A 19,754-nucleotide genomic window follows, 5' to 3' on the forward strand; every position below is an offset into this window, starting at 1 on the left:
CCATGTGTGGAATTGTTGGCGCAGTCGCCGAACGTAACGTAACTGCCATCCTGATCGAAGGCCTCAAGCGCCTGGAATACCGCGGCTATGACAGCGCCGGTGTAGCCGTTTTCACCAACGCCGGCAAGCTTGAGCGTATGCGCCGCCCGGGCAAGGTCAGCGAGTTGGACCAGGCCCTGGCCGGCGAGCCGCTGGTGGGGCGCTTAGGGATTGCCCACACCCGTTGGGCCACTCACGGTGCGCCGTGCGAACGCAACGCTCACCCGCACTTCTCCGGTGACCTGGCGGTGGTGCACAACGGCATCATCGAAAACCACGAAGTGCTGCGTGAACAGCTCAAGGGCTTGGGCTATGTGTTCACCTCGGACACTGACACCGAAGTGATCGCCCACCTGCTCAACCATAAGCTCAAGGACCACAGTGACCTGACCACCGCCCTCAAGGCCACGGTCAAGGAGCTGCACGGCGCCTACGGCCTGGCCGTGATCAGCGCCAGCCAGCCTGACCGCGTCGTGGCAGCCCGCAGCGGCAGCCCATTGGTAATCGGCCTGGGCCTGGGTGAGAACTTCCTCGCCTCCGACCAACTGGCCCTGCGCCAGGTGACCGACCGCTTCATGTACCTGGAAGAAGGCGATATTGCCGACATCCGTCGTGAAAGCGTGCAGATCTGGGACGTGAACGGTCAGTCCGTCGAGCGCGAAGCCGTGCAATACCGCGACGGTGCCGAAGCCGCCGACAAGGGCGAATTCCGCCACTTCATGCTCAAGGAAATCCACGAGCAGCCATCGGTGGTGCAGCGCACCCTGGAAGGTCGCCTGAGCCAGAACCAAGTGCTGGTCAACGCCTTCGGCCCGCAAGCCGCCGAACTGTTCGCCAAAGTGCGCAATGTGCAGATCGTCGCCTGTGGCACCAGCTACCACGCCGGTATGGTGGCGCGTTACTGGCTGGAAGAACTGGCCGGCATCCCCTGCCAGGTCGAAGTTGCCAGCGAGTTCCGCTACCGCAAAGTGGTAGTGCAGCCCGATACCTTGTTCGTGACCATCTCCCAGTCCGGTGAAACCGCCGACACCCTGGCGGCCCTGCGCAACGCCAAGGAGCTGGGTTTCCTCGGCAGCCTGGCCATCTGCAACGTCAGCATCAGCTCCCTGGTGCGTGAATCCGACCTGACCCTGCTGACCCAGGCCGGTCGCGAAATCGGCGTGGCGTCCACCAAAGCCTTCACCACCCAACTGGTGGGGCTGTTGCTGCTGACCCTGTCCCTGGGCCAGGTACGCGGCACCCTCGCCGAAGGTGTCGAAGCCACCCTGGTAGAAGAGCTGCGCCGCCTGCCGACCCGTTTGGGCGAAGCCCTGGCCATGGACAGCACCGTGGAAAAAGTTGCTGAGCTGTTCGCCGACAAGAACCACACCCTGTTCCTGGGTCGTGGCGCGCAATACCCGGTGGCGATGGAAGGCTCGCTGAAACTCAAGGAAATCTCGTACATCCACGCCGAAGCCTACCCGGCCGGCGAGCTGAAACACGGGCCATTGGCCCTGGTGGATGACGACATGCCGGTGGTCACAGTCGCGCCGAACAACGAACTGCTGGAGAAGCTCAAGTCCAACCTGCAGGAAGTACGCGCCCGTGGCGGCCAACTGATCGTCTTCGCCGATGAGAAGGCCGGCATGACCAATGGTGAAGGCACGCATGTGATCAACATGCCTCACATCCACGACACCCTGTCGCCGATCCTCTACACCATCCCGCTGCAGTTGCTGTCGTACTACGTCGCCGTGCTCAAGGGCACCGACGTTGACCAGCCGCGTAACCTGGCGAAGTCGGTGACGGTGGAGTAAGCCTTACTGATGTACCCAAAAGGGGCTGTTTTCAACAGCCCCTTTTTGATGTTTTGGATTCGCTCAATTCAAGGATGCGTATTGATGCAAAGTCCTCCTGCTACCGTCCACGCATGTTTGCACAATCGCCGGTTCGTGGTCGCCAACAACGCCCAAGGGTTGTCCGGTACCGGCACCGTGTTTCATTACCAGGTCGAAGACGGCGTGATTTCGAGCACTTACCAGGGTGGGCGGGTTCGCCTGGGAACGCAGGTCGGGCGAGTGACCGGTGCAGATACCATTGAGCTGCTTTATCAATGCGTGACCCTGGAAGGGGAACTGCTCGCGGGGTGGTCACGAGGCACGGTAGGTGTGGATCACGCCGGGCGCACGACGCTGAGTTTCGTTTGGGGCTGGCTGTCGGGTGCGACAGGAGGTGGAGAGTCTAGCTATGTCGAGACCACTGCTTAAAGAGCCCGCAGTCGCATTTACTGTAGGACCAATCTTTGCGCATAGTGGTTAAGTCGAAATCTGATTTAAGAATCGTCTTATTTATGGGGGTAAGTCCGTCCGTTAGCTTAGAGTAAATCCAAAAAGTCAGAAGTGACCATGAAAGTCGATAAAAACCTTACCGAGTTCGAAAATCTTTTAGCGCTCATAAACCTTAATAACCCAGAGCTCAAGCTTCGCGCGGACCAGATAGAATCCATGACGTCGAGGATGAACCACAATGGATACTACGAAGAGAAAGGATTTCGTCTTGATGTGGTGATGGCTTATGGTAAAGGGTATTCGGGCCGTTTTGACTTCTACTACAATAAGTTAACTATTGAAGGCTTCATCGAAACGCCTGAATATTTATCCCCTCTTCCAGTGTTGCTGACTGATACACCGGAGGAAATCACTGCCAGATATTTAGCGCGTTATGACCTCGCTTCGGATACACAAGTTTACTGGAGCGCATTTGTAGCCCCTACAGTCGATGAAATGTACGGACGAATAACTTTTTCCCCTGATGCAAAGTCCTTGCTCTATGCGCAGCTCTCGCACATAAAGTTGATTCAGGTTGATAGTTTGGATGATGATCTTCCTATTAATATTATGGTAAGTACATCCACGCTGGATGGATTCGAGCCGACACGTACACAGTTGAAAATTACGTAATACTGATCTGGCAAATTGAATGAGCGGGCACATGTTGGGGGTGATAGATACCCAACATGTGATCCTTGGAAGATTTGCTTTAGGTCCACCAGTAACGCACAAGATGGAAAAAGATCGGCGCCGCAAAGCACACTGAATCCAGCCGATCCAGCATCCCGCCGTGCCCTTCGATCATGTGTCCCCAGTCTTTCACACCGCGGTCACGCTTGATCGCCGACATCACAATCCCTCCCGCAAACCCCAGCAGGTTGATCAGCAGCGCGATCAGGAATGATTGCCACGGATTGAACGGTGTGGTCCACCACAGCGCTGCGCCGATCAGCGATGACAACAGGATCCCGCCGACGAAACCTTCCACGGTTTTCGACGGCGACAGGTTGGGCGCGATCTTGTGTTTGCCGAACAGCTTGCCGCACACGTACTGCAATACGTCCGACAGTTGCACCACGATCACCAGATAGGCGATCAGCAGCAGGTTGCGGCCTTCGTAGCCGGGGATGTCCAACGTCAGCAGCGCCGGTACGAAAGACACGCAGAACACCGCGATCATCAACCCCCATTGCACCTTCGATGCACGTTCCAGGAAGTGCGTACTGTCCCCGCCCAGGGAGGCGAGGATCGGCAGCAGCAAAAACACATACACAGGGATGAAGATCGAGAACAGCCCATACCAGTCGGCGTAGATCAGCACATATTGCAGCGGCAGGGCGAGGTAGAAAGCGGCCACCAGGGCCGGGTAGTCGCTGCGCCGGGTAGGCGTGAGGGTGAGAAATTCGCGCAGGGCGTAGAACGACACCGCGTAGAACAGCAGGATCACTGCGCCGGTGCCTAGCCAAAAAGCGATGCCGATTACCACCACCATCACCCACCACGCGTTGATACGGGCGTTGAGGTTGTCGATCACGGCATTCGGGCTGCCACGGGTGCGCAGCTTGAGGATCAGGCCGATCAGCGAGGCGATGACCAGGATCGCGCCGATGCCGCCAAATAACATCAGGGTTTGGCTATCCATCTCAGGAATGCTCCGGGGCAAGGGCGAGCAGGGCGTCGCGGCTGCGGGCGAGGAATGCGGCTTTGTCTTCGCCTTCTTCCAATTGCAGGGGGGCACCGAAGCTGGTGGTGCATAACAACGGCAGTGGCAATACGCGACCCTTGGGCATGACCCGGTTCAAGTTGGCTATCCACACAGGGACCAATTCGGCCTGTGGGTAACTCTTTGCCAAGTGATACAAACCGCTTTTGAACGGCAGCAAGCCATCCTCCAGATTGCGCGTGCCTTCGGGAAAGATGATCAACGAATCGCCGCCTTCCAGGGCCGCGAGCATGGGCATCAGTGGGTTATCCACAGCCTCTTTGCGCTCGCGGTCGATCAGCACACCATTGAATACGCGGTTGATGATGTAGCGGCGCAACGCGCTCTTGTTCCAGTAATCGCTGCCGGCCACCGGGCGTGTGAACTTGCGCAGGTTCTGCGGCAGCGACGCCCACACCAGCACGAAGTCGCCGTGGCTGCTGTGGTTGGCGAAATAGATGCGTTGCACCGGCACTGGCGCGCACCCCAGCCACAGGCTGCGAGCGCCGGTGACGGTGCGGGCCATGGAGGTAATCAGCGTGGCGACCACGGGTTCGAACATGAGGATTCCTTATCCGGCAAAAGGCAGCCAAGGGCTGGCAAGGATGACGCCCAGGGTCAGCAGCGCTTGCGCGCCCAGCAGCCAGGCTTGTTTACGCAACAGTTTGAGAGCGCCGCGCCGACGTTCGCTCCATGGCCGACCGGCTCGCTTGGGCGATTGCAGGCCAAGGGCTTGCAACGCTTGGTCAAGGTCTGGCGTGCGGGTAACGTCGCGGGCCAGCAAGGCGAACAGGTCGGCGTCGAAGGCCACCCGCAGCGCCCAGTACTTTTGCAGCAGGCCCAGCACAATCAGCCACAGGGCCAACAGCAGGCAGATCGTCGAGATACTGGCCAACAACAGTTGGGCAAGGCCGAACAGTACGCCGAGCAACGTCAGGCCTGTGGATAACTGATCCAGGGAGCGGCCGCGGCGCAGCAGGCTGGCGACGACCTGGAGTTCCATATCAGCGGGCATGGTGTAAACCCTCCAACGCTTTACGGTGTGCGGGGTGCAGGACCACAGTGGCCCGTGCTGTACGAATAATAGCCAGTGCTTGGTCAACCGTTGCGGCGCGCCCGGTGTTCAGCAGCCAGGCGGCGACCGCAGTGGCGCTACGGGAATAACCGAGGGCGCAGCACACCAGCAAGGGGCCACTCGTTCGCAAACGTTCAATGGCGTGGGCGGCCTTCAGGCATTCGTCGGCTGTCGGGGTGATCAGGTCCAGTACCGGCACGCAGGCATAAGCACGGCCCTGTGGATTAATCGGCAGTTCGGCACACAGATCGAGAATGGCTTTGAACGGGCCTTGCTCAGAGGTTGTAGGAACTCGCCCCAGCCAGACGTTATCCACAATCAGGTCCGGCTGTGGATGTTTGCGTGTCCACAGCCGCGAATTGATCCACGCACCCACTAAATAAGGCGCATACAACCAGCGGGCGGCAGGCGTAAGACGGCCATCCGTACGTTTTTGAAAGCCCGACGCGCCGATCAAAAGGTAGTTGGCCGCGATCAAGCCCAGGGAAACCGCTGGCCACAGCAGCCACAGCCAGCCGCCGCCCAGTACCAGGGCAAGCGCCAGCAGTAATAGCGCGCCCAGCCCATAGCGCACAGCCAGGCGCCAACGTTGGGTATCTCGCGTCAACCGCGCATTCAATAAGGGGCTCGGGTGTTCCACCGGCCATAACCACACGCACAACCAACCCGCGAGAGCGCCTGTGGGTAAGTCGATAAAGTGATGTTGATAAGTGGTCAGCACCGAAACACCGATCAGCGCGAACCAGCCATGCACCACCCAGCGCCAGATCCCCTGGGTGTGCCGTTGGTACATCACCCACAGGATCACCAGCAGCGCGATATGCAGCGAAGGCGCCTGGTTGAAGGGCTTGTCAAAACCGGCCAGCACGGCGAACAGCCAGCCGAACACGCCGTCCAGTTCCGGTCGCTCGAAGGTGAAGCGCAATGGCCAGATCAGGAAGCAACTCACGGCAATCACCTGCGCACTCAGCAGGCGCAGCGCATGTTGTTTCAACTCATGCCGTGTATTGGGCAGCAGCAGGGAGAACCCGTAGAGCAGGTCGATGGACCAGTAGGGCACGATGGTCCATGCCCAGAACGGCATGTGTGTTTCCCAGCCGAACACCAGGGTGCCGACGTCGCTGCGCTGGCTGGTGACCCAGGTGGCGAAGCCGTAGGTGCTGAAAAACAGCGGCGCCAACAGCAACAGCCACAGGACCGCGGGTTTCAATAAACCGGGTTCGCGCATGTTCAGATCTTCTGTGCCAAGGACACGGTGAAAATGCCCCACTCATCCACGCGCTGGGTGATCTTGCGAAAGCCCGCCGCTTCGACGAGTTGGTCCATTTCCGCCTGGCTGCGTCGACGCATCACCCAGGCCTGGCCCTGACGGTGACTGGTGAGCGCGCGGGCAATCAGCTCCAACTGCGGGTGCCACGGCTGCCCGGTGTAAACCAGGTAGCCACCTGGCTCCACGGCTTCGGCCAAGCCCGCCAGCGAACCACCGACCATGGCATTGTCGGCGAACAATTCGTACAGGCCAGACACCACGGCCAGGGTCGGCTTGGGGTCCAGGGCGGCCAGGTCAGCGCGGTCGAACGCATCGCCTTTGACGAACTGGGCGATGTCGCCCAAACCCTTTTCGCGAATCAGCGCGCCACCGTCGCGCACGTTGATGTCGCTGTAGTCGCGCAGCAGGATCGACTCCGGCATCGGTGAAACGCCCTGCAAGGCTTCAAGAATGTAACGGCCGTGGCCGGCGGCGATGTCGACGATGCGCACTTCACGTTGATCGTCACGCAGCTTGGCCATGGCCAGGCGCAGCAGCTCCTCGACGTTCAGCTTGCGCTGGCGAATACCGCGCCAGCCGATGGAATTGAGGTAGTTGGTGTCGATCATCCGCCCCAGCCCGCCCTTGCCGGTAGGCTTATTGCGATACACGTAGTCCAGGGTGCTGCCGGAATCGAAGCCGGTGTCGAAGCCCAGCTTCACGCCGTCCGAAAGGTTCCTGCCCAGGCCCATGCTGGCGCGGGTCATGCGCCAGTACAGGTCGCGCAGGGAATTGCGTGGCAACGGCGCGGCGAGGGATTCGGATTCGGCGCACGTGGCGCCAAGTTTGTCGGCGTCCAGCAGAGAAGCGCGGTCCAGCGGGTGTGTGAAGTTCTGCAGGATAAAGCGCTTGGCGCTGCTCACGGCCACGGCACGATCACGTTCGCCGAGGGTGTCGTGGAAGAAACCGGGGAGGATATGCAGCTCTTTTTTCAGGCTGCCGAGGCGGTCGAAAAACTGCTGCTGGGGTTTACGGTGCACCACAAAGTCGGAGCCGGAGATAAGCAGTTGGGTGGGCACCTGGATCGCCTGGGCGTCGGCGACAACCCGGTCGGCCGCTTCGTACAGGCCCAGCAGCACATTCACCGAGATGGCTTTGGTGATCAGCGGATCGCTGTCGTAGGACGCCACGCGTTCCGGATCATGGCTGAGGAACTTGGCCTTGACGTAGCTGTTGACGAAAAAGTTGCCCTTGAACTTGCGCATCAAGGCCAGGCCGGGGCGGGCGAAGGGCACGTACAGCTTGACCTTGAAGGCGGGCGAGGCGAGCACCAGGGCGCGGATTTTTGGTGCGTAATCGTGAACCCACGTGGCGGCAATCACCGCACCGACGCTTTGGGCGATAACGGCCAGGTTGTCCTCTTCAATGCCGTAGACGGCGCCGATGTGGTCGCAGAAGGTCTGCACATCACGGGCGCTGGTGGCGAAGCTGGGGCTGTCGCCACGCGCGCCGGGGGATTGGCCGTGGCCGCGGGCGTCCCAGGCGAAGAAGTCGAATTCAGGCAGGCCCAGTTCATCCACCAGGTGGGCAATACGCCCTGAGTGCTCATGGCCGCGATGGAACAACAGGATCGCCTTGCGCGGCCCGGCGTCTGCCGTGGCCGGCCAGTGCCGGTAGAAAAGCTCGACGCCATCATGGGTACTGAAGGTGTGCTCTTGCTGTTCGCGCATCGCAAAATCCTTATGCAGAAGGGGGAGTTTGTTGCTGTTCTTTGAGGCCCTGACGTACCCGGTTGACCAAGGTATAGGCGAGCAGGGCGGCGACCAGCCACATCACCGCCTCGACCCAACCGGCGCCGAGCCAGCCCAGCGCCACGCCGGTGGCCAGTACACCCAGTACAAAAGCCCGGTCACTTTTGCCCATCGGCCCGTCATAGCGACGCGATGCGCCCACCATCGGCCCCAATACACCGGCGTACTCGCTGAAGACCGCGAGCAATGCCACCAGCACCACCGGCACCGGGCTCACACCGGGGATCAGTGCAAAGGGCAGGATCAGCGCGCTGTCGGCGATCACATCGCACAGTTCATTGAGGTACGCACCCAGGCGTGACTGCTGGCCAAATTCCCGAGCGAGCATGCCGTCGATGGCGTTGAGGGCCATGCGCACGATCATCCATAAGGGGATCAGCGCAAACAGCCAAAGGTGGTGGGCGAAGCCTGCGATCAACAACCCCACCAGCAGGGAAATCACCCCGGCCAGCACGGTGATCTGGTTGGCGGTGGTGCCGTTGTCATAGAGGCGCTGCACCAGCGGGCGCAGCAGGTTTTGAAACCGCGGTTTGAGTTGGTAGATCGAAATCATGGGGGTGACGCTTCCTTGTCCGTGAACCCGCGAAAAACTGTTTCGGAGTGTGCCGACTAATCGCAGCCGACACCAGTGATGGCTCGTGTTTATAGGGGGTTAGTCACACACCAGAGAGCACAGCAAAACAAATGTGGGAGGGGGATTCACAGCGGATTCAAAAGCGAACAAAAATTTCACGCTTTGTGTTATATCGTAACGAATTGTGTACGAGTGGGCGTTGAGTGCATGCAGGTGGATTTAGAAGCTGACGGCGCCTCCGTAGAAGGCCTGGCGCGTTTTCAGCAAGGGCTGTTCCATGCCCGTCGATTGCGCCAGGCGGGGATCAGCCTGACGACTCTGGCGATCAGCGGTTGGGTACTGGCGCTGTTCGTGGCGTTGTTTGCGCCCCTGTCGATCTGGCCGGTGGTATTGATCAACTGCGCGTCGGCCTTGCTGCTGCTGGTGGCCGGCTTGCAGTCGGCCTGGTGGGTGGCTGATTGGCGTGCCCAGGCGCTGGAGGTACCGAGCGGCGAGTTGATCGAACAACCCATGGAGCCCGCCCCCTGGCACAAGGGCCTGATCAACCGTTTCGGCAACGGCCTGCTGGCGCAGGTTGGTGCGCCGGTACTGTGGTTGGCCGGGTGGTCGTTGTTGGCGTTGATCAGCGTTATCCAGTTCTGGAACCTGGCCTTGCCTGCTGCGGCCATCGGCCAATCCGCCAGTATCGGTGCGGCGCTGGCATTGGCGCTGGCTTTTGGTTTGCTGGTGTTCGAACGCCGCCTGGCCCAGGAAACCGCCGCCCAATGGCCGGAAGCTTCACAGCTGGCGCAGTTGAGCCGGGTGGCGATTATCTGTCTGGTGCTCAGTGCCATTTGCCTGTTGTTTGCCAATGCCGAGTCGGTCTGGCCGCTGCGCCTGGCGACACTCGTCGGCCTGTTGCCGGCATTGGTGGCACTGGAGTTCCTGCTCAGGGGCGTGCTCTCGCTGTTCAGCCCGCGCCAGCCGCGCCTTGAGCCGCGCTTGATGGCGCAGAGTTTTATCGCCGGTCTGCTGCGTTGGCCGCCACAACCGTTGTTGGCGTTGCAGCATGAGTTGCACAACCGCTTCGGCATCGACCTGCGCCAGATCTGGGCCTTTACCTACATGCGCCGGGCTTTCCTGCCGGTGTTGCTGGTGGTGCTGGCGGTCGGCTGGGCGCTGACCGGCGTGCATGAAGTGCCCCTGCAAGGCCGTGGGATTTATGAACGCTTCGGCAAACCTGTCGAGGTGTTCGGCCCCGGCCTGCATACAGGCTTGCCGTGGCCGCTGGGCCGCGTACTCAACGTGGAGAACGGCGTGGTGCATGAGTTGGCGACCAGCGTCAGCGAAGCCGCCACACCGGAGCTGGCCGCAGCCGAAGGCCCGGCGCCGTTGATTGCCAACCGCCTCTGGGACGCCAGCCATGTGAATGATAAATCCCAGGTGATTGCCAGCAGCAGCGGCGATAAGCAGGGCTTCCAGATCGTCAATATGGACGTGCGCTTCGTCTATCGCATCGGCCTTACCGATCAGGCTGCGCTCGCCGCCACTTACAACAGCGCGGACATACCGACCCTGATCCGCAGTACCGCCAGCCGCATCCTGGTGCACGATTTTGCGTCGCGCACCCTGGATGAATTGCTCGGGGAAGAGCGTACCAGCCTCGCCGACGAGATTGGTCGCAGCGTGCAAGCCGATCTGCAAACCCTCGACAGCGGTGTGGAAATCCTCGCCACGGTGGTCGAAGCGATTCATCCGCCCGCCGGGGCCGCCAACGCTTATCACGGTGTGCAAGCCGCGCAGATTGGCGCCCAGGCGCTGATCGCCCGTGAACGCGGTGCCGCCAGCGAACAGACCAACCAGGCGCTGCTTCAAGCCAGTACCGCCCGCGATCAGGCCCAGGCCAGTGCCCGCGAAGTGAATGCCGGCGCCCAAGCAGCGAACCTGCGTTTTGCCGCCGAACAAAAAGCCTACGCCGCTGCGGGCCAAGCCTTCGTGCTTGAACAGTACCTGAGCCAACTGAGCCAGGGCCTGGCCCACGCCAAGCTGCTTATTCTGGATCATCGTTTGGGCGCCGACAGTGCGCCGACGATCGATCTGCGTTCTTTTACCTTGCCCGCCGACCCGTCGGCGCCGCGTAAAGCCGTTCAATAAGGAGTCTGTCTGTTGAGCGCTCATTCTCACGATCACGGTCATCACCATCATCACGGCCACCATCATCACCACCATGGTGATGAGCAAGCGGCCGGGCCTTTTCCCTGGCGTCGCATGGCGTGGGCGGTGTTGCTGGTGCTGTTTGCGGTGGCGGCGGCGAGCCTGGTGCAAGTGCGCTCCGGCGAGGCCACGGTGATTACCCGCTTCGGCAACCCCGCGCGCGTGTTGCTGGAACCGGGCCTTGGGTGGCGCTGGCCGGCACCGTTCGAAGCGGCGATCCCGGTGGACCTGCGTCTGCGCACTACCTCCAGCGGCTTGCAGGACGTGGGCACCCGCGATGGCCTGCGAATTATCGTGCAAGCCTATGTGGCGTGGCAGGTGCAGGGCGATGCCGACAATGTGCAGCGCTTTATGCGCGCCGTGCAGAACCAGCCGGATGAAGCGGCGCGGCAGATTCGCACCTTTGTCGGCTCGGCGCTGGAAACCACGGCGGCCAGCTTTGACCTGTCCAGCTTGATCAACACCGATGCCAGCCAAGTGCGCATCGCCGATTTTGAAGCGCAGTTGCGCCAGCAAATTGATCAACAATTGCTCGCCACCTACGGCGTGCGCGTGGCGCAGGTCGGCATTGAGCGCTTGACGTTGCCTTCGGTGACCCTCACCGCCACGGTCGATCGTATGCGCGCCGAGCGTGAAACCATCGCCACTGAACGTACCGCCGTGGGCAAGCGCGAAGCGGCGCAGATCCGCTCCGCTGCCGAGCGAGATGCGCGCATCATGCAGGCCGATGCCACCGTGAAAGCCGCCGATATCGAAGCGCAGTCGCGGGTTGAAGCCGCGCAGATTTATGGCCGCGCCTACGCTGGCAATCCGCAGCTGTACAACCTGCTGCGTTCGCTGGATACCCTGGGCACGGTGGTTACTCCGGGTACCAAAATCATCCTGCGTACCGACGCTGCGCCATTCCGCGCGTTGGTGGATGGGCCCAAGGATCTCCAGCCATGAGCGAGCGTGACAGCCCGGACAGCCCATGGATCCAGGCCGGGCGCCTGACGTTCCTGGCGCTGTACGCGGTCACCGTGTTGGCGGCGCTGGCCTGGGCCTTTTCCAATGTGCGCCAGATCGACCCGCAGAATCGCGCCGTGGTCCTGCACTTCGGTGCCCTTGATCGCGTTCAGAATGCCGGGCTGCTGCTGGCCTGGCCGCAGCCATTTGAGCAAGTGGTGTTATTGCCAGCGGCAGACCGGGTGATCGAACGCCGGGTAGAGAATCTGCTGCGTTCCGATGCGGCGCTGCAGGCCGATCGGGTGGCCAGTTTCGCCACGCCGTTGAGCGATGCCCTGGCCGGTTCCGGCTACCTGCTGACCGGCGATGCCGGGGTGGTGCAGCTGGACGTGCGGGTGTTCTACAAGGTGACCGAACCCTACGCCTTTGTGTTGCAGGGCGACCACGTGCTGCCGGCCCTGGATCGGCTGGTGACACGCAGCGCCGTGGCCCTCACCGCTGCGCGGGATCTGGACACGATACTGGTGGCACGCCCGGAACTGATCGGCAGCGACAATGGCGCCGCCGAACGCCGTGAGCGGCTGCGCGGCGATCTGGTGCAAGGCATCAATAAGCGCCTGGCCGAGTTGGCTGCCAGCGACCTGGGCCTGGGCATCGAAGTCACCCGCGTTGACGTGCAGTCGAGTCTGCCGGGCCCGGCGGTGAATGCCTTTAACGCGGTGCTGACCGCCAGCCAGCAAGCGGATAAAGCGGTGGCCAACGCCCGCACAGAAGCGGAAAAACTCACCCAGACCGCGAACCAGGAGGCTGACCGCCAGGTGCAAGTCGCCCACGCCCAGGCCAGCGAACGCTTGGCCAATGCCCAGGCGCAAACCGCGACCGTTGCCAGCCTGGCCCAGGTCAAAGACCCCGGTTTGCTGTTGCGCCTGTACCGCGAACGCTTGCCGAAAATTCTCGGCCAGGCGGGTTCCGTGACCACCGTCGATCCCAAAGACGACTCCCGTTTGATCATCCAGGGAGCCGAGCAATGAGCGCACCCATGCTGACCTCAGCCGAGCAGCGCAGCGCTGCCCGGCAATTGACCCTGGCCATGCTTGCCCTGGGGTTGCTCGTGCTGGGCCTGATATGGCGCTGGCTGGCGCCGGACCAGAACGGCGTGAGCCAGTTGCTGCTGGGGGTTGCATCGCTGTTGGTGGCGGTGCCGGTGATGCGTTCGGCCTGGTACAGCCTGCGCTTTCCGAGCCTGCACGGCATCACCGACCAATTGATCGCCCTGGCCATGCTCGGCGCCTGGGCCACGGGTGATCTGCTCACCGCCGCGTTGCTGCCGATCATCATGATCTTTGGCCATGTGCTGGAAGAGCGCAGCGTGATTGGCTCCCAGGAAGCGATCCATGCCCTGGGCAAACTCACCCGCAGCCACGCCCGTTTGGTACAGGCTGACGGAACCATCACTGAAGTGGATAACGGTACGCTGAACCCCGGCGATATCGTCGAAGTTCGCGCCGGCGACCGAGTACCAGCCGATGGCGTGGTGCTGTCCGGCCAGGCGAGCCTGGACACGGCGCCGATCACCGGCGAGTCGGTGCCGTTGGAAGCCAGCGTGGGCGTGCAGGTGTTTGGTGGGGCGATCAACCTCGATGGCCTGCTGCGCCTTGAAGTGACGCGTACTGGCAACGAATCGACCCTGGGCAAAGTCATTGCACTGATGCAGAACGCCGAGCGCTCCAAGCCGCCGATCACCCGGCTGCTGGAGCGCTATGCCGGCAGCTACATGGTGCTGGTGTTGCTGCTGGCGGCCGTCACTTGGTTTGTCACCAACGATGCGCAGGCGATGCTGGCGGTGTTGGTGGCGGCGTGTCCGTGCGCTTTGGTGCTGTCGGCGCCGGCCACCGCGATTGCGGGGATCGCCGTGGCGGCGCGCCATGGGATTCTGATTCGCAGCTCGGCGTTTCTCGAAGAGTTGGCCGACCTGACCTCGTTGGTGGTCGACAAGACCGGCACTCTGACCTTTGGCACCCTGCGCTTGCAGTCCATCGAGACTACCGCGCCGGATCGCCAAAAGCTGCTGAACCTGGCAGCCAGCCTCGGTTCGGCGAGTAGTCATCCGGTCAGCCGAGCGTTGGCGGGGTTGGCGACCCAGGAGCAGATGCTGGTGCTTAGCGACATCCGCGAGCGTCAGGGCTTGGGCGTGGTCGCACAGACCGAACAGGGCGAAGCGGCTCTGGGACGGCCGGAGTTGTTCGCACAACTGGGCATCGTGACCAGCGGTGTTCCCACCCATGATGGCCCGATTGCCGGGCTGGCGTTGAACGGCGAGTTCCTCGCCTGGCTGCTGTTGGCCGACAGCGTCAAACCCGAAGCGCGCCAGGCCCTGCAAGAGCTGCGTGACTTGGGGCTGGGCCGCCAGTTGTTGCTGACCGGCGACCGCCAAAGCGTAGCCGACAGCCTGGCGCTGAATGTGGGCATCAATGATGTGCAGGCCCAAGCCTTGCCGGAGGACAAGCTCAACCGTGTGCTGGGTGAAATCAGCAGCGGCTTCCGGCCGATGGTGGTGGGCGATGGCATCAATGATTCGTTGGCGCTCAAGGCCGGTGTGGTTGGCGTGGCGATGGGTGCGGGCGGTGCCGATATCGCCCTGGCGTCGGCGGATGTGGTGTTGATCGGCAGTGATTTACGCCGCCTGGGCACCTGCGTGCGCTTGAGCCGCCAGTGCCGGCAGACCTTGCAGGTGAACGTGATCATCGGCCTGGGCTGGACGTTGGCCATCGTGGTGTTCGCAGCCTTTGGCTGGTTGGGGGCGGCGGGCGCCATGATTGCGGCGGTGCTGCATAACCTCAGTACCTTGCTGGTGCTGGGTAATGCCGGGCGTTTGTTGCGCTTCCAGGAGCCGCTGTTAAAGCTCGATGAATAATTTCAGAAATATCTGCACACGGATGTAACGCTGATAGGGGCCCTCACTCTAGTGACGTGTCGAGACTGAACAATCCGTTCGGACCGACTTCACCACTGATCATGAGGAATACAACGATGAGCATTAAATCCGCTGCTGCTGGTGCCGCCCTCGCGATGGCTGCCGCCACAATGTTTGCCGGTGTGGCCACCCAGGCACACGCAGCCGATGCCACTGTGCATTGCTATGGCGTCAACGCGTGTAAAGGCCAGAACGACTGCAAGACCAAAGATCACGCGTGCAAAGGTCAAGGCGCCTGCAAAGGCCAGGGCTTTCTGTCCATGAGCAAGGCGATGTGCGACGAGAAGGGCGGTACCGTCGGCGAGTAACGGCAACCGAGTGCAACCGCAGCGATCGCCCCCGTCGCTGCGGGCACTTTTCCTGGAGCGTCTTATGCCCACGTCTTTTTCGAGCCTCGGTTACGGCCTGGGCCTGCGCAGTGAGTACTACCAGCAGATCCTCGAACAGTCGCCGGCTGTGGACTGGTTCGAAGTGATCTCCGAGAATTATTTGGTGCAAGGCGGCAAAGCCTTGTACTACCTGGATGCGATAGCCGAGCGTTACCCGCTGGTAATGCACGGTGTGTCCTTGTCCATCGGTGGGCCCCATGCCCTCGATATCGATTACCTGAAGCAAATCAAACAACTCGCCGAGCGCATCCAACCGGCGTGGATTTCCGATCATCTGTGCTGGAGCCGCGGCAGCGCCCACCAGTTGCATGACCTGCTGCCGCTGCCTTACACCGAAGAAAGCCTCTATCACGTGGCCGGTCGTGTGCGTCAGGTGCAGGATGTGTTGCAGCGCCCGCTGGTGCTGGAAAATGTCTCCAGCTATGTGCGCTCCAAGGCCGATGAATTTACCGAGTGGGAGTTCCTCAACGCGTTGGCGCACCTGAGCGGGTGCCAGTTGCTGCTGGACGTGAACAATGTGTACGTCAGCTCGCGTAACCATGGCTTTGATGCCTGGACGTTTATCCGCAACCTGCCGCCCGAGAGCATTCGTCAGCTGCATCTGGCAGGGCATATGGACTACGGCGACTATGTGGTCGACACCCATGACCATCCGGTATGCGACCCAGTGTGGGCGCTTTACCAACAGACCCTGGAGCATTTGGGGCCGGTGTCGACGTTGTTGGAACGCGATGATCATTTCCCGCCGTTCGAAGAGTTGCTCACTGAGTTGAACAAGGCCCGCGAGCTGGCTGCCAGCGCTTTGGCCAGGAGGTCGCTATGCGCCTGATCGACTGGCAATTGGCTTTTGAAGAGCATCTGTTAACTGAGACTTGCGCTGCCAACAGCAGCTTCGCCGCCACCTTGCAGGGAGGGCCGACCCTGGATGTGGACACTGGCCTGGCGATTTACCACAACGCTTATCTGTCGCGATTGAAGGAAGTGCTGTGCCATGACTTCAGCGCTATCCGATATTGGTTGGGTGATGATGAATTTTGCGCGCTGAGCGAAGCCTATATTCGTCGTTACCCCTCGGCCCACTACAGTCTGCGTTGGCTGGGTGAGCGCTTTTCGATGTTTATCCTTGAGCACTGGTTCGCAGAACAAAGTGCGCCGCTGGCTGAATTGGCGCGCCTGGAGTGGGCGTTTACTCTGGCCTTCGATGCTCCCCAAGGTACGCCGCTGACCGTGAATGACATGGCGCAATTGGCGCCTGCGGACTGGCCGGCACTCCAGGTAAGCCTGGCGCCTTCAGTGCAGCATTTGCTGTGCCGTTTCAACACGGTAGGGATCTGGCGAGCCAGCAAGGATGAGTCGGATTTCCCTGGCAGCCAGGCGCTGGACCCAGTGCAAATCTGCCTGGTATGGCGTCATCAGAATGTGTGCCACTACCGCAGCCTGGAGCCTGACGAGGCCTATGCGTTGGCAGGAATGACCACTACCGGCTGGAACTTTTCAGAACTGTGCGCAGAGTTGGCAGTCACTTATTCAGAGGGTGCGTCGCTGCAAGCGGCCACATGGCTGAAACAGTGGATCCAGGACGGTTTGCTCGAACTCCGAGCCCCATAGAGACGTGCTATTAAATCGATAGCCTCCTACTTTGTCTTCGGATGGTCTACCCTCACTCCAGACGTCTGAAACAAGGGGGGATTACTCATGCTCGCGCAACTTCCACCGGCCTTACAGAATCTTCAGCTACCGCTGCGTCTTCGACTCTGGGACGGCCATGAATTCAACTTGGGCCCTGAGCCCAGTGTAACGATTGTGGTGAAGGACCCCACGGTCGTGTCCCAACTGACCCATCCGACGCTCGATTCACTGGGCGAAGCCTTTGTCGAAGGAAAACTGGAGCTGGAAGGCTCCATTACCGAAGTGATCAGGGTCTGTGACGAGTTGAGTCACGCCCTGGTCGATGACGACGAAGGCAGTCGTCCAGTACGCTCGATCCACGACAAGGCCACCGACGCGGCGGCCATTTCTTACCATTACGACCTGTCCAACGAGTTCTACCAGCTATGGCTGGACCAGGACATGGCGTACTCCTGCGGGTATTTCGAAACCGGCAGCGAATCCATCGATCAAGCCCAGCAAGACAAATTCCGTCACCTGTGTCGCAAGCTACGGCTGCAGGCGGGCGAGTATCTACTGGATGTTGGCTGCGGGTGGGGCGGGCTGGCGCGGTATGCGGCACGTGAATTCGGGGTCAAGGTGTTTGGGATCACTTTGAGCAAGGAACAGCTGGCGCTGGCCAGGGAACGGGTGAAAGCCGAGGGCCTGGAGGACCAGGTCGACCTGCAATTGCTCGACTACCGCGACCTGCCTCAGGACGGCCGCTTCGACAAAGTGGTGAGTGTGGGCATGTTCGAACACGTCGGCCACGCCAACCTGGCGCAATACTGTCAGACCCTGTTCGGGGCGGTGCGTGAAGGCGGGCTGGTGATGAACCATGGCATTACCGCCAAACACACTGATGGTCGCCCAGTAGGCCGTGGCGCCGGGGAGTTTATCGAGCGCTATGTATTCCCCAATGGCGAACTGCCGCACCTGGCCATGATGACGGCCGAGATCAGTGAGGTCGGGCTGGAAGTGGTGGATGTCGAAAGTTTGCGTTTGCACTATGCCCGCACGCTGGACCATTGGAGCGAGCGCCTGGAAGACAACCTGGAAGCAGCGGCGAAGATGGTGCCGGAGCAGGCGCTGCGTATCTGGCGGCTGTACCTGGCCGGGTGCGCTTATGCGTTTGCCCGAGGCTGGATTAATTTGCACCAAATATTGGCGGTCAAACCCCATGCCGATGGTGGTCATGAACTGCCGTGGACACGGGAAGACCTCTACCGCTGATCACGCTCAACACTGTAGGAGCGAGCTTGCTCGCGAAAAACGTCAACAATAACGCGTACTTGCTGAATGAACGCGGCGCCTGTGAGTTTTTCGCGAGCAAGCTCGCTCCCACATTGGTTTTGTATTGGCGGTTAGAGGATCGGTGAGATCAAACGGGCCACTCGCATTCCCAGCTGTTGCAGGCGTCGCGTCTGGAAGCTCTCTTCCTGGCTGACCTCATGGGACAGGGCGAAATCATCCAGCAGCATGTGTTCAACCTGGCTGGCGAAAGCCTCATCCACGGTCAGCAACATCACTTCGAAATTGAGCCGGAACGAACGGTTGTCCAGGTTGGCACTGCCAATGGCGCTGATTTCGCTGTCCACCAATACCACCTTCTGATGCACAAACCCGGGCGTGTAGCGAAACACCCTTACGCCTGCGCGTACCGCTTCGATGGCATACAGGCTGGACGCCGCATACACGACGCGGTGGTCGGGCCGTGACGGCAACAACAGGCGCACATCCACCCCACGCAACACCGCCAGGCGCAGTGCCGCGAATACGGCTTCGTCGGGGACGAAGTACGGGCTGGTGATCCAGACCCGCTCGGTCGCTGCATGGATGGCCTCGACGAAAAACAGCGAGCAGGTTTCATAGGGGTCCGCCGGGCCACTGGCGAGCAGTTGGCAAAGCACGCCGTCTTCGGGGTAGGCGTCCGGCAGGATCAGCGGCGGAAGTTGCCGTGCCGCCCAGAACCAGTCTTCGGCAAACGACTCCTGCAGGCACGCCACTACGGGGCCTGTGACCTGTACATGGGTATCGCGCCATGGCGCCAGCGGCGGTTTTTTGCCCAGGTATTCATCGCCTACGTTATGCCCGCCGACAAATCCAGTGATGCCATCCACCACCACGATCTTGCGATGGTTGCGAAAGTTGACCTGGAAACGATTGAGCCAGCCGCTGCGGGTGGCGAATGCTTTGACCTGTACCCCGGCGTCGCGCAGCGATTGCACGTAGCGATGGGGCAGGGCGTGGCTGCCGATGCGGTCGTACAGCACGTAAATGGCGACGCCCTGGGCGGCCTTTTCCTTCAATAGCACCTGTAACTGGCGGCCAAGCTCATCGTCATGAATGATGAAAAACTGGAACAGCACGGCGGTCCTGGCGTTGCGAATCGCCTCGAAAATCGCGCCGAAAGTGGTTTCGCCATTGATCAACAGGCGCACTTCATTATTGGCCAGGCACGGCATGCGACCGAGCTTGGGCATGGCTCGCAGGGAGGCATAGGCACTGGAGTTACGCGCCGCGAGCGCTTCCTCAACCCACGGGCGCCAATTGAGTTCGGCGATCGCCGTGTGCATTTCCTGGTTGGCCTGGCGACGGGCCTGGATGTACGCGTCGAAGGTGCTGCGACCGAAGATCAGGTAAGGGATCAGCGTCAGGTAAGGCATGAACATCAGCGACAAGGCCCAGGCGATAGAGCCTTGGGCAGTGCGGACGGTCAGTACCGCATGGATCGCGGCGAGTGACCCCAGAACGTGCAGCGTGGCAATGAAGTAGGCGAGCAAGTGCGGGCCAAAGAAATCCATGAACGACATTACTCCAGGCAGTCCAGTGCGTAACAGACCATGA

General features: G+C 61.0%; 18 protein-coding genes. 11 read left to right on the forward strand and 7 right to left on the reverse strand.

Annotation, left to right across the window (positions count from 1 at the left end):
- Window positions 1-2: 2 nt before the first annotated feature.
- The 3 genes from glmS (at window position 3) to JFT63_RS10080 (ending at window position 2,978) form a co-directional block, all read left to right on the forward strand.
- Window positions 3-1,835, forward strand: a complete 1,833-nt coding sequence (glmS, locus tag JFT63_RS10070; protein ID WP_032894388.1) for a glutamine--fructose-6-phosphate transaminase (isomerizing) — start codon at window positions 3-5, stop codon at window positions 1,833-1,835.
- Between the two features lie 84 nt (window positions 1,836-1,919).
- Window positions 1,920-2,285: a hypothetical protein gene (locus JFT63_RS10075; RefSeq protein ID WP_198707135.1), complete on the forward strand. Its 366-nt coding sequence runs from the start codon at window positions 1,920-1,922 to the stop codon at window positions 2,283-2,285.
- 138 nt (window positions 2,286-2,423) lie between these two features.
- Window positions 2,424-2,978 carry a hypothetical protein gene (locus JFT63_RS10080; protein WP_198707136.1) on the forward strand — a complete coding sequence of 185 codons (555 nt, stop codon included), beginning with the start codon at window positions 2,424-2,426 and terminating at the stop codon, window positions 2,976-2,978.
- A 79-nt stretch (window positions 2,979-3,057) separates the two neighbouring features.
- Here JFT63_RS10080 and JFT63_RS10085 read toward each other — a convergent pair whose 3' ends face one another.
- Genes JFT63_RS10085 through JFT63_RS10110 form a run of 6 tightly spaced genes read right to left on the reverse strand, consistent with a single transcriptional unit; the run spans window position 3,058 to window position 8,738 of the window.
- The gene (locus JFT63_RS10085; protein ID WP_043048213.1) at window positions 3,058-3,990 is read right to left on the reverse strand and encodes a phosphatidate cytidylyltransferase; all 933 of its coding nucleotides are present in this window, start codon (window positions 3,988-3,990) and stop codon (window positions 3,058-3,060) included.
- A 1-nt stretch (window position 3,991) separates the two neighbouring features.
- The gene (locus tag JFT63_RS10090; protein ID WP_198843874.1) at window positions 3,992-4,612 is read right to left on the reverse strand and encodes a lysophospholipid acyltransferase family protein; all 621 of its coding nucleotides are present in this window, start codon (window positions 4,610-4,612) and stop codon (window positions 3,992-3,994) included.
- Window positions 4,613-4,621: 9 nt separating this feature from the next.
- Entirely contained in the window at window positions 4,622-5,065 is a 444-nt protein-coding gene (locus JFT63_RS10095; RefSeq protein ID WP_057701865.1) for a hypothetical protein, read from the reverse strand.
- Window positions 5,055-6,353: a phosphatase PAP2/dual specificity phosphatase family protein gene (locus JFT63_RS10100; protein ID WP_198843875.1), complete on the reverse strand. Its 1,299-nt coding sequence runs from the start codon at window positions 6,351-6,353 to the stop codon at window positions 5,055-5,057. Before JFT63_RS10100 ends, JFT63_RS10095 begins: the two co-directional genes overlap by 11 nt.
- A gap of 2 nt (window positions 6,354-6,355) precedes the next feature.
- Window positions 6,356-8,104 carry a bifunctional alpha/beta hydrolase/class I SAM-dependent methyltransferase gene (locus JFT63_RS10105; RefSeq protein ID WP_198843876.1) on the reverse strand — a complete coding sequence of 583 codons (1,749 nt, stop codon included), beginning with the start codon at window positions 8,102-8,104 and terminating at the stop codon, window positions 6,356-6,358.
- A 10-nt stretch (window positions 8,105-8,114) separates the two neighbouring features.
- Window positions 8,115-8,738, reverse strand: a complete 624-nt coding sequence (locus tag JFT63_RS10110; RefSeq protein WP_186559079.1) for a CDP-alcohol phosphatidyltransferase family protein — start codon at window positions 8,736-8,738, stop codon at window positions 8,115-8,117.
- Window positions 8,739-8,966: 228 nt separating this feature from the next.
- On the opposite strand from JFT63_RS10110, the gene hflK (JFT63_RS10115) reads away from it, so the two are divergent.
- The 8 genes from hflK (JFT63_RS10115) to cfaB all read left to right on the forward strand — a co-directional run bounded on the left by hflK (JFT63_RS10115) (window position 8,967) and on the right by cfaB (window position 18,140).
- Window positions 8,967-10,892 carry a protease modulator HflK gene (gene hflK / locus JFT63_RS10115; RefSeq protein ID WP_198843877.1) on the forward strand — a complete coding sequence of 642 codons (1,926 nt, stop codon included), beginning with the start codon at window positions 8,967-8,969 and terminating at the stop codon, window positions 10,890-10,892.
- Window positions 10,893-10,901: 9 nt separating this feature from the next.
- Window positions 10,902-11,897 carry a protease modulator HflC gene (hflC, locus tag JFT63_RS10120; RefSeq protein ID WP_167346928.1) on the forward strand — a complete coding sequence of 332 codons (996 nt, stop codon included), beginning with the start codon at window positions 10,902-10,904 and terminating at the stop codon, window positions 11,895-11,897.
- Entirely contained in the window at window positions 11,894-12,928 is a 1,035-nt protein-coding gene (gene hflK, locus JFT63_RS10125; protein WP_057701871.1) for a protease modulator HflK, read from the forward strand. Before hflC ends, hflK (JFT63_RS10125) begins: the two co-directional genes overlap by 4 nt.
- Window positions 12,925-14,811 carry a cation-translocating P-type ATPase gene (locus JFT63_RS10130; RefSeq protein ID WP_198843878.1) on the forward strand — a complete coding sequence of 629 codons (1,887 nt, stop codon included), beginning with the start codon at window positions 12,925-12,927 and terminating at the stop codon, window positions 14,809-14,811. Before hflK (JFT63_RS10125) ends, JFT63_RS10130 begins: the two co-directional genes overlap by 4 nt.
- A gap of 116 nt (window positions 14,812-14,927) precedes the next feature.
- On the forward strand, window positions 14,928-15,179 hold the full coding sequence (bufA2, locus tag JFT63_RS10135) for a BufA2 family periplasmic bufferin-type metallophore (RefSeq protein WP_057701873.1): 252 nt from the start codon (window positions 14,928-14,930) through the stop codon (window positions 15,177-15,179).
- Window positions 15,180-15,243: 64 nt separating this feature from the next.
- Window positions 15,244-16,089, forward strand: a complete 846-nt coding sequence (gene bufB, locus JFT63_RS10140; RefSeq protein ID WP_057701874.1) for an MNIO family bufferin maturase — start codon at window positions 15,244-15,246, stop codon at window positions 16,087-16,089.
- Window positions 16,080-16,868 (forward strand): HvfC/BufC family peptide modification chaperone, encoded by a 789-nt coding sequence (locus tag JFT63_RS10145; RefSeq protein ID WP_198843879.1) that lies wholly within the window; start codon window positions 16,080-16,082, stop codon window positions 16,866-16,868. Before bufB ends, JFT63_RS10145 begins: the two co-directional genes overlap by 10 nt.
- 87 nt (window positions 16,869-16,955) lie before the next feature.
- Window positions 16,956-18,140, forward strand: a complete 1,185-nt coding sequence (gene cfaB / locus JFT63_RS10150) for a C17 cyclopropane fatty acid synthase CfaB (RefSeq protein WP_057701876.1) — start codon at window positions 16,956-16,958, stop codon at window positions 18,138-18,140.
- Window positions 18,141-18,271: 131 nt separating this feature from the next.
- On the opposite strand, the gene cls is transcribed toward cfaB, so the two are convergent.
- A complete protein-coding gene (cls, locus tag JFT63_RS10155; protein WP_198843924.1) occupies window positions 18,272-19,711 on the reverse strand; it encodes a cardiolipin synthase in 1,440 nt (479 codons plus the stop codon).
- Window positions 19,712-19,754 lie beyond the last annotated feature (43 nt).

It is taken from the genome of Pseudomonas sp. MF7453, assembly GCF_016405455.1.
Classification (GTDB): domain Bacteria; phylum Pseudomonadota; class Gammaproteobacteria; order Pseudomonadales; family Pseudomonadaceae; genus Aquipseudomonas; species Aquipseudomonas paralactis.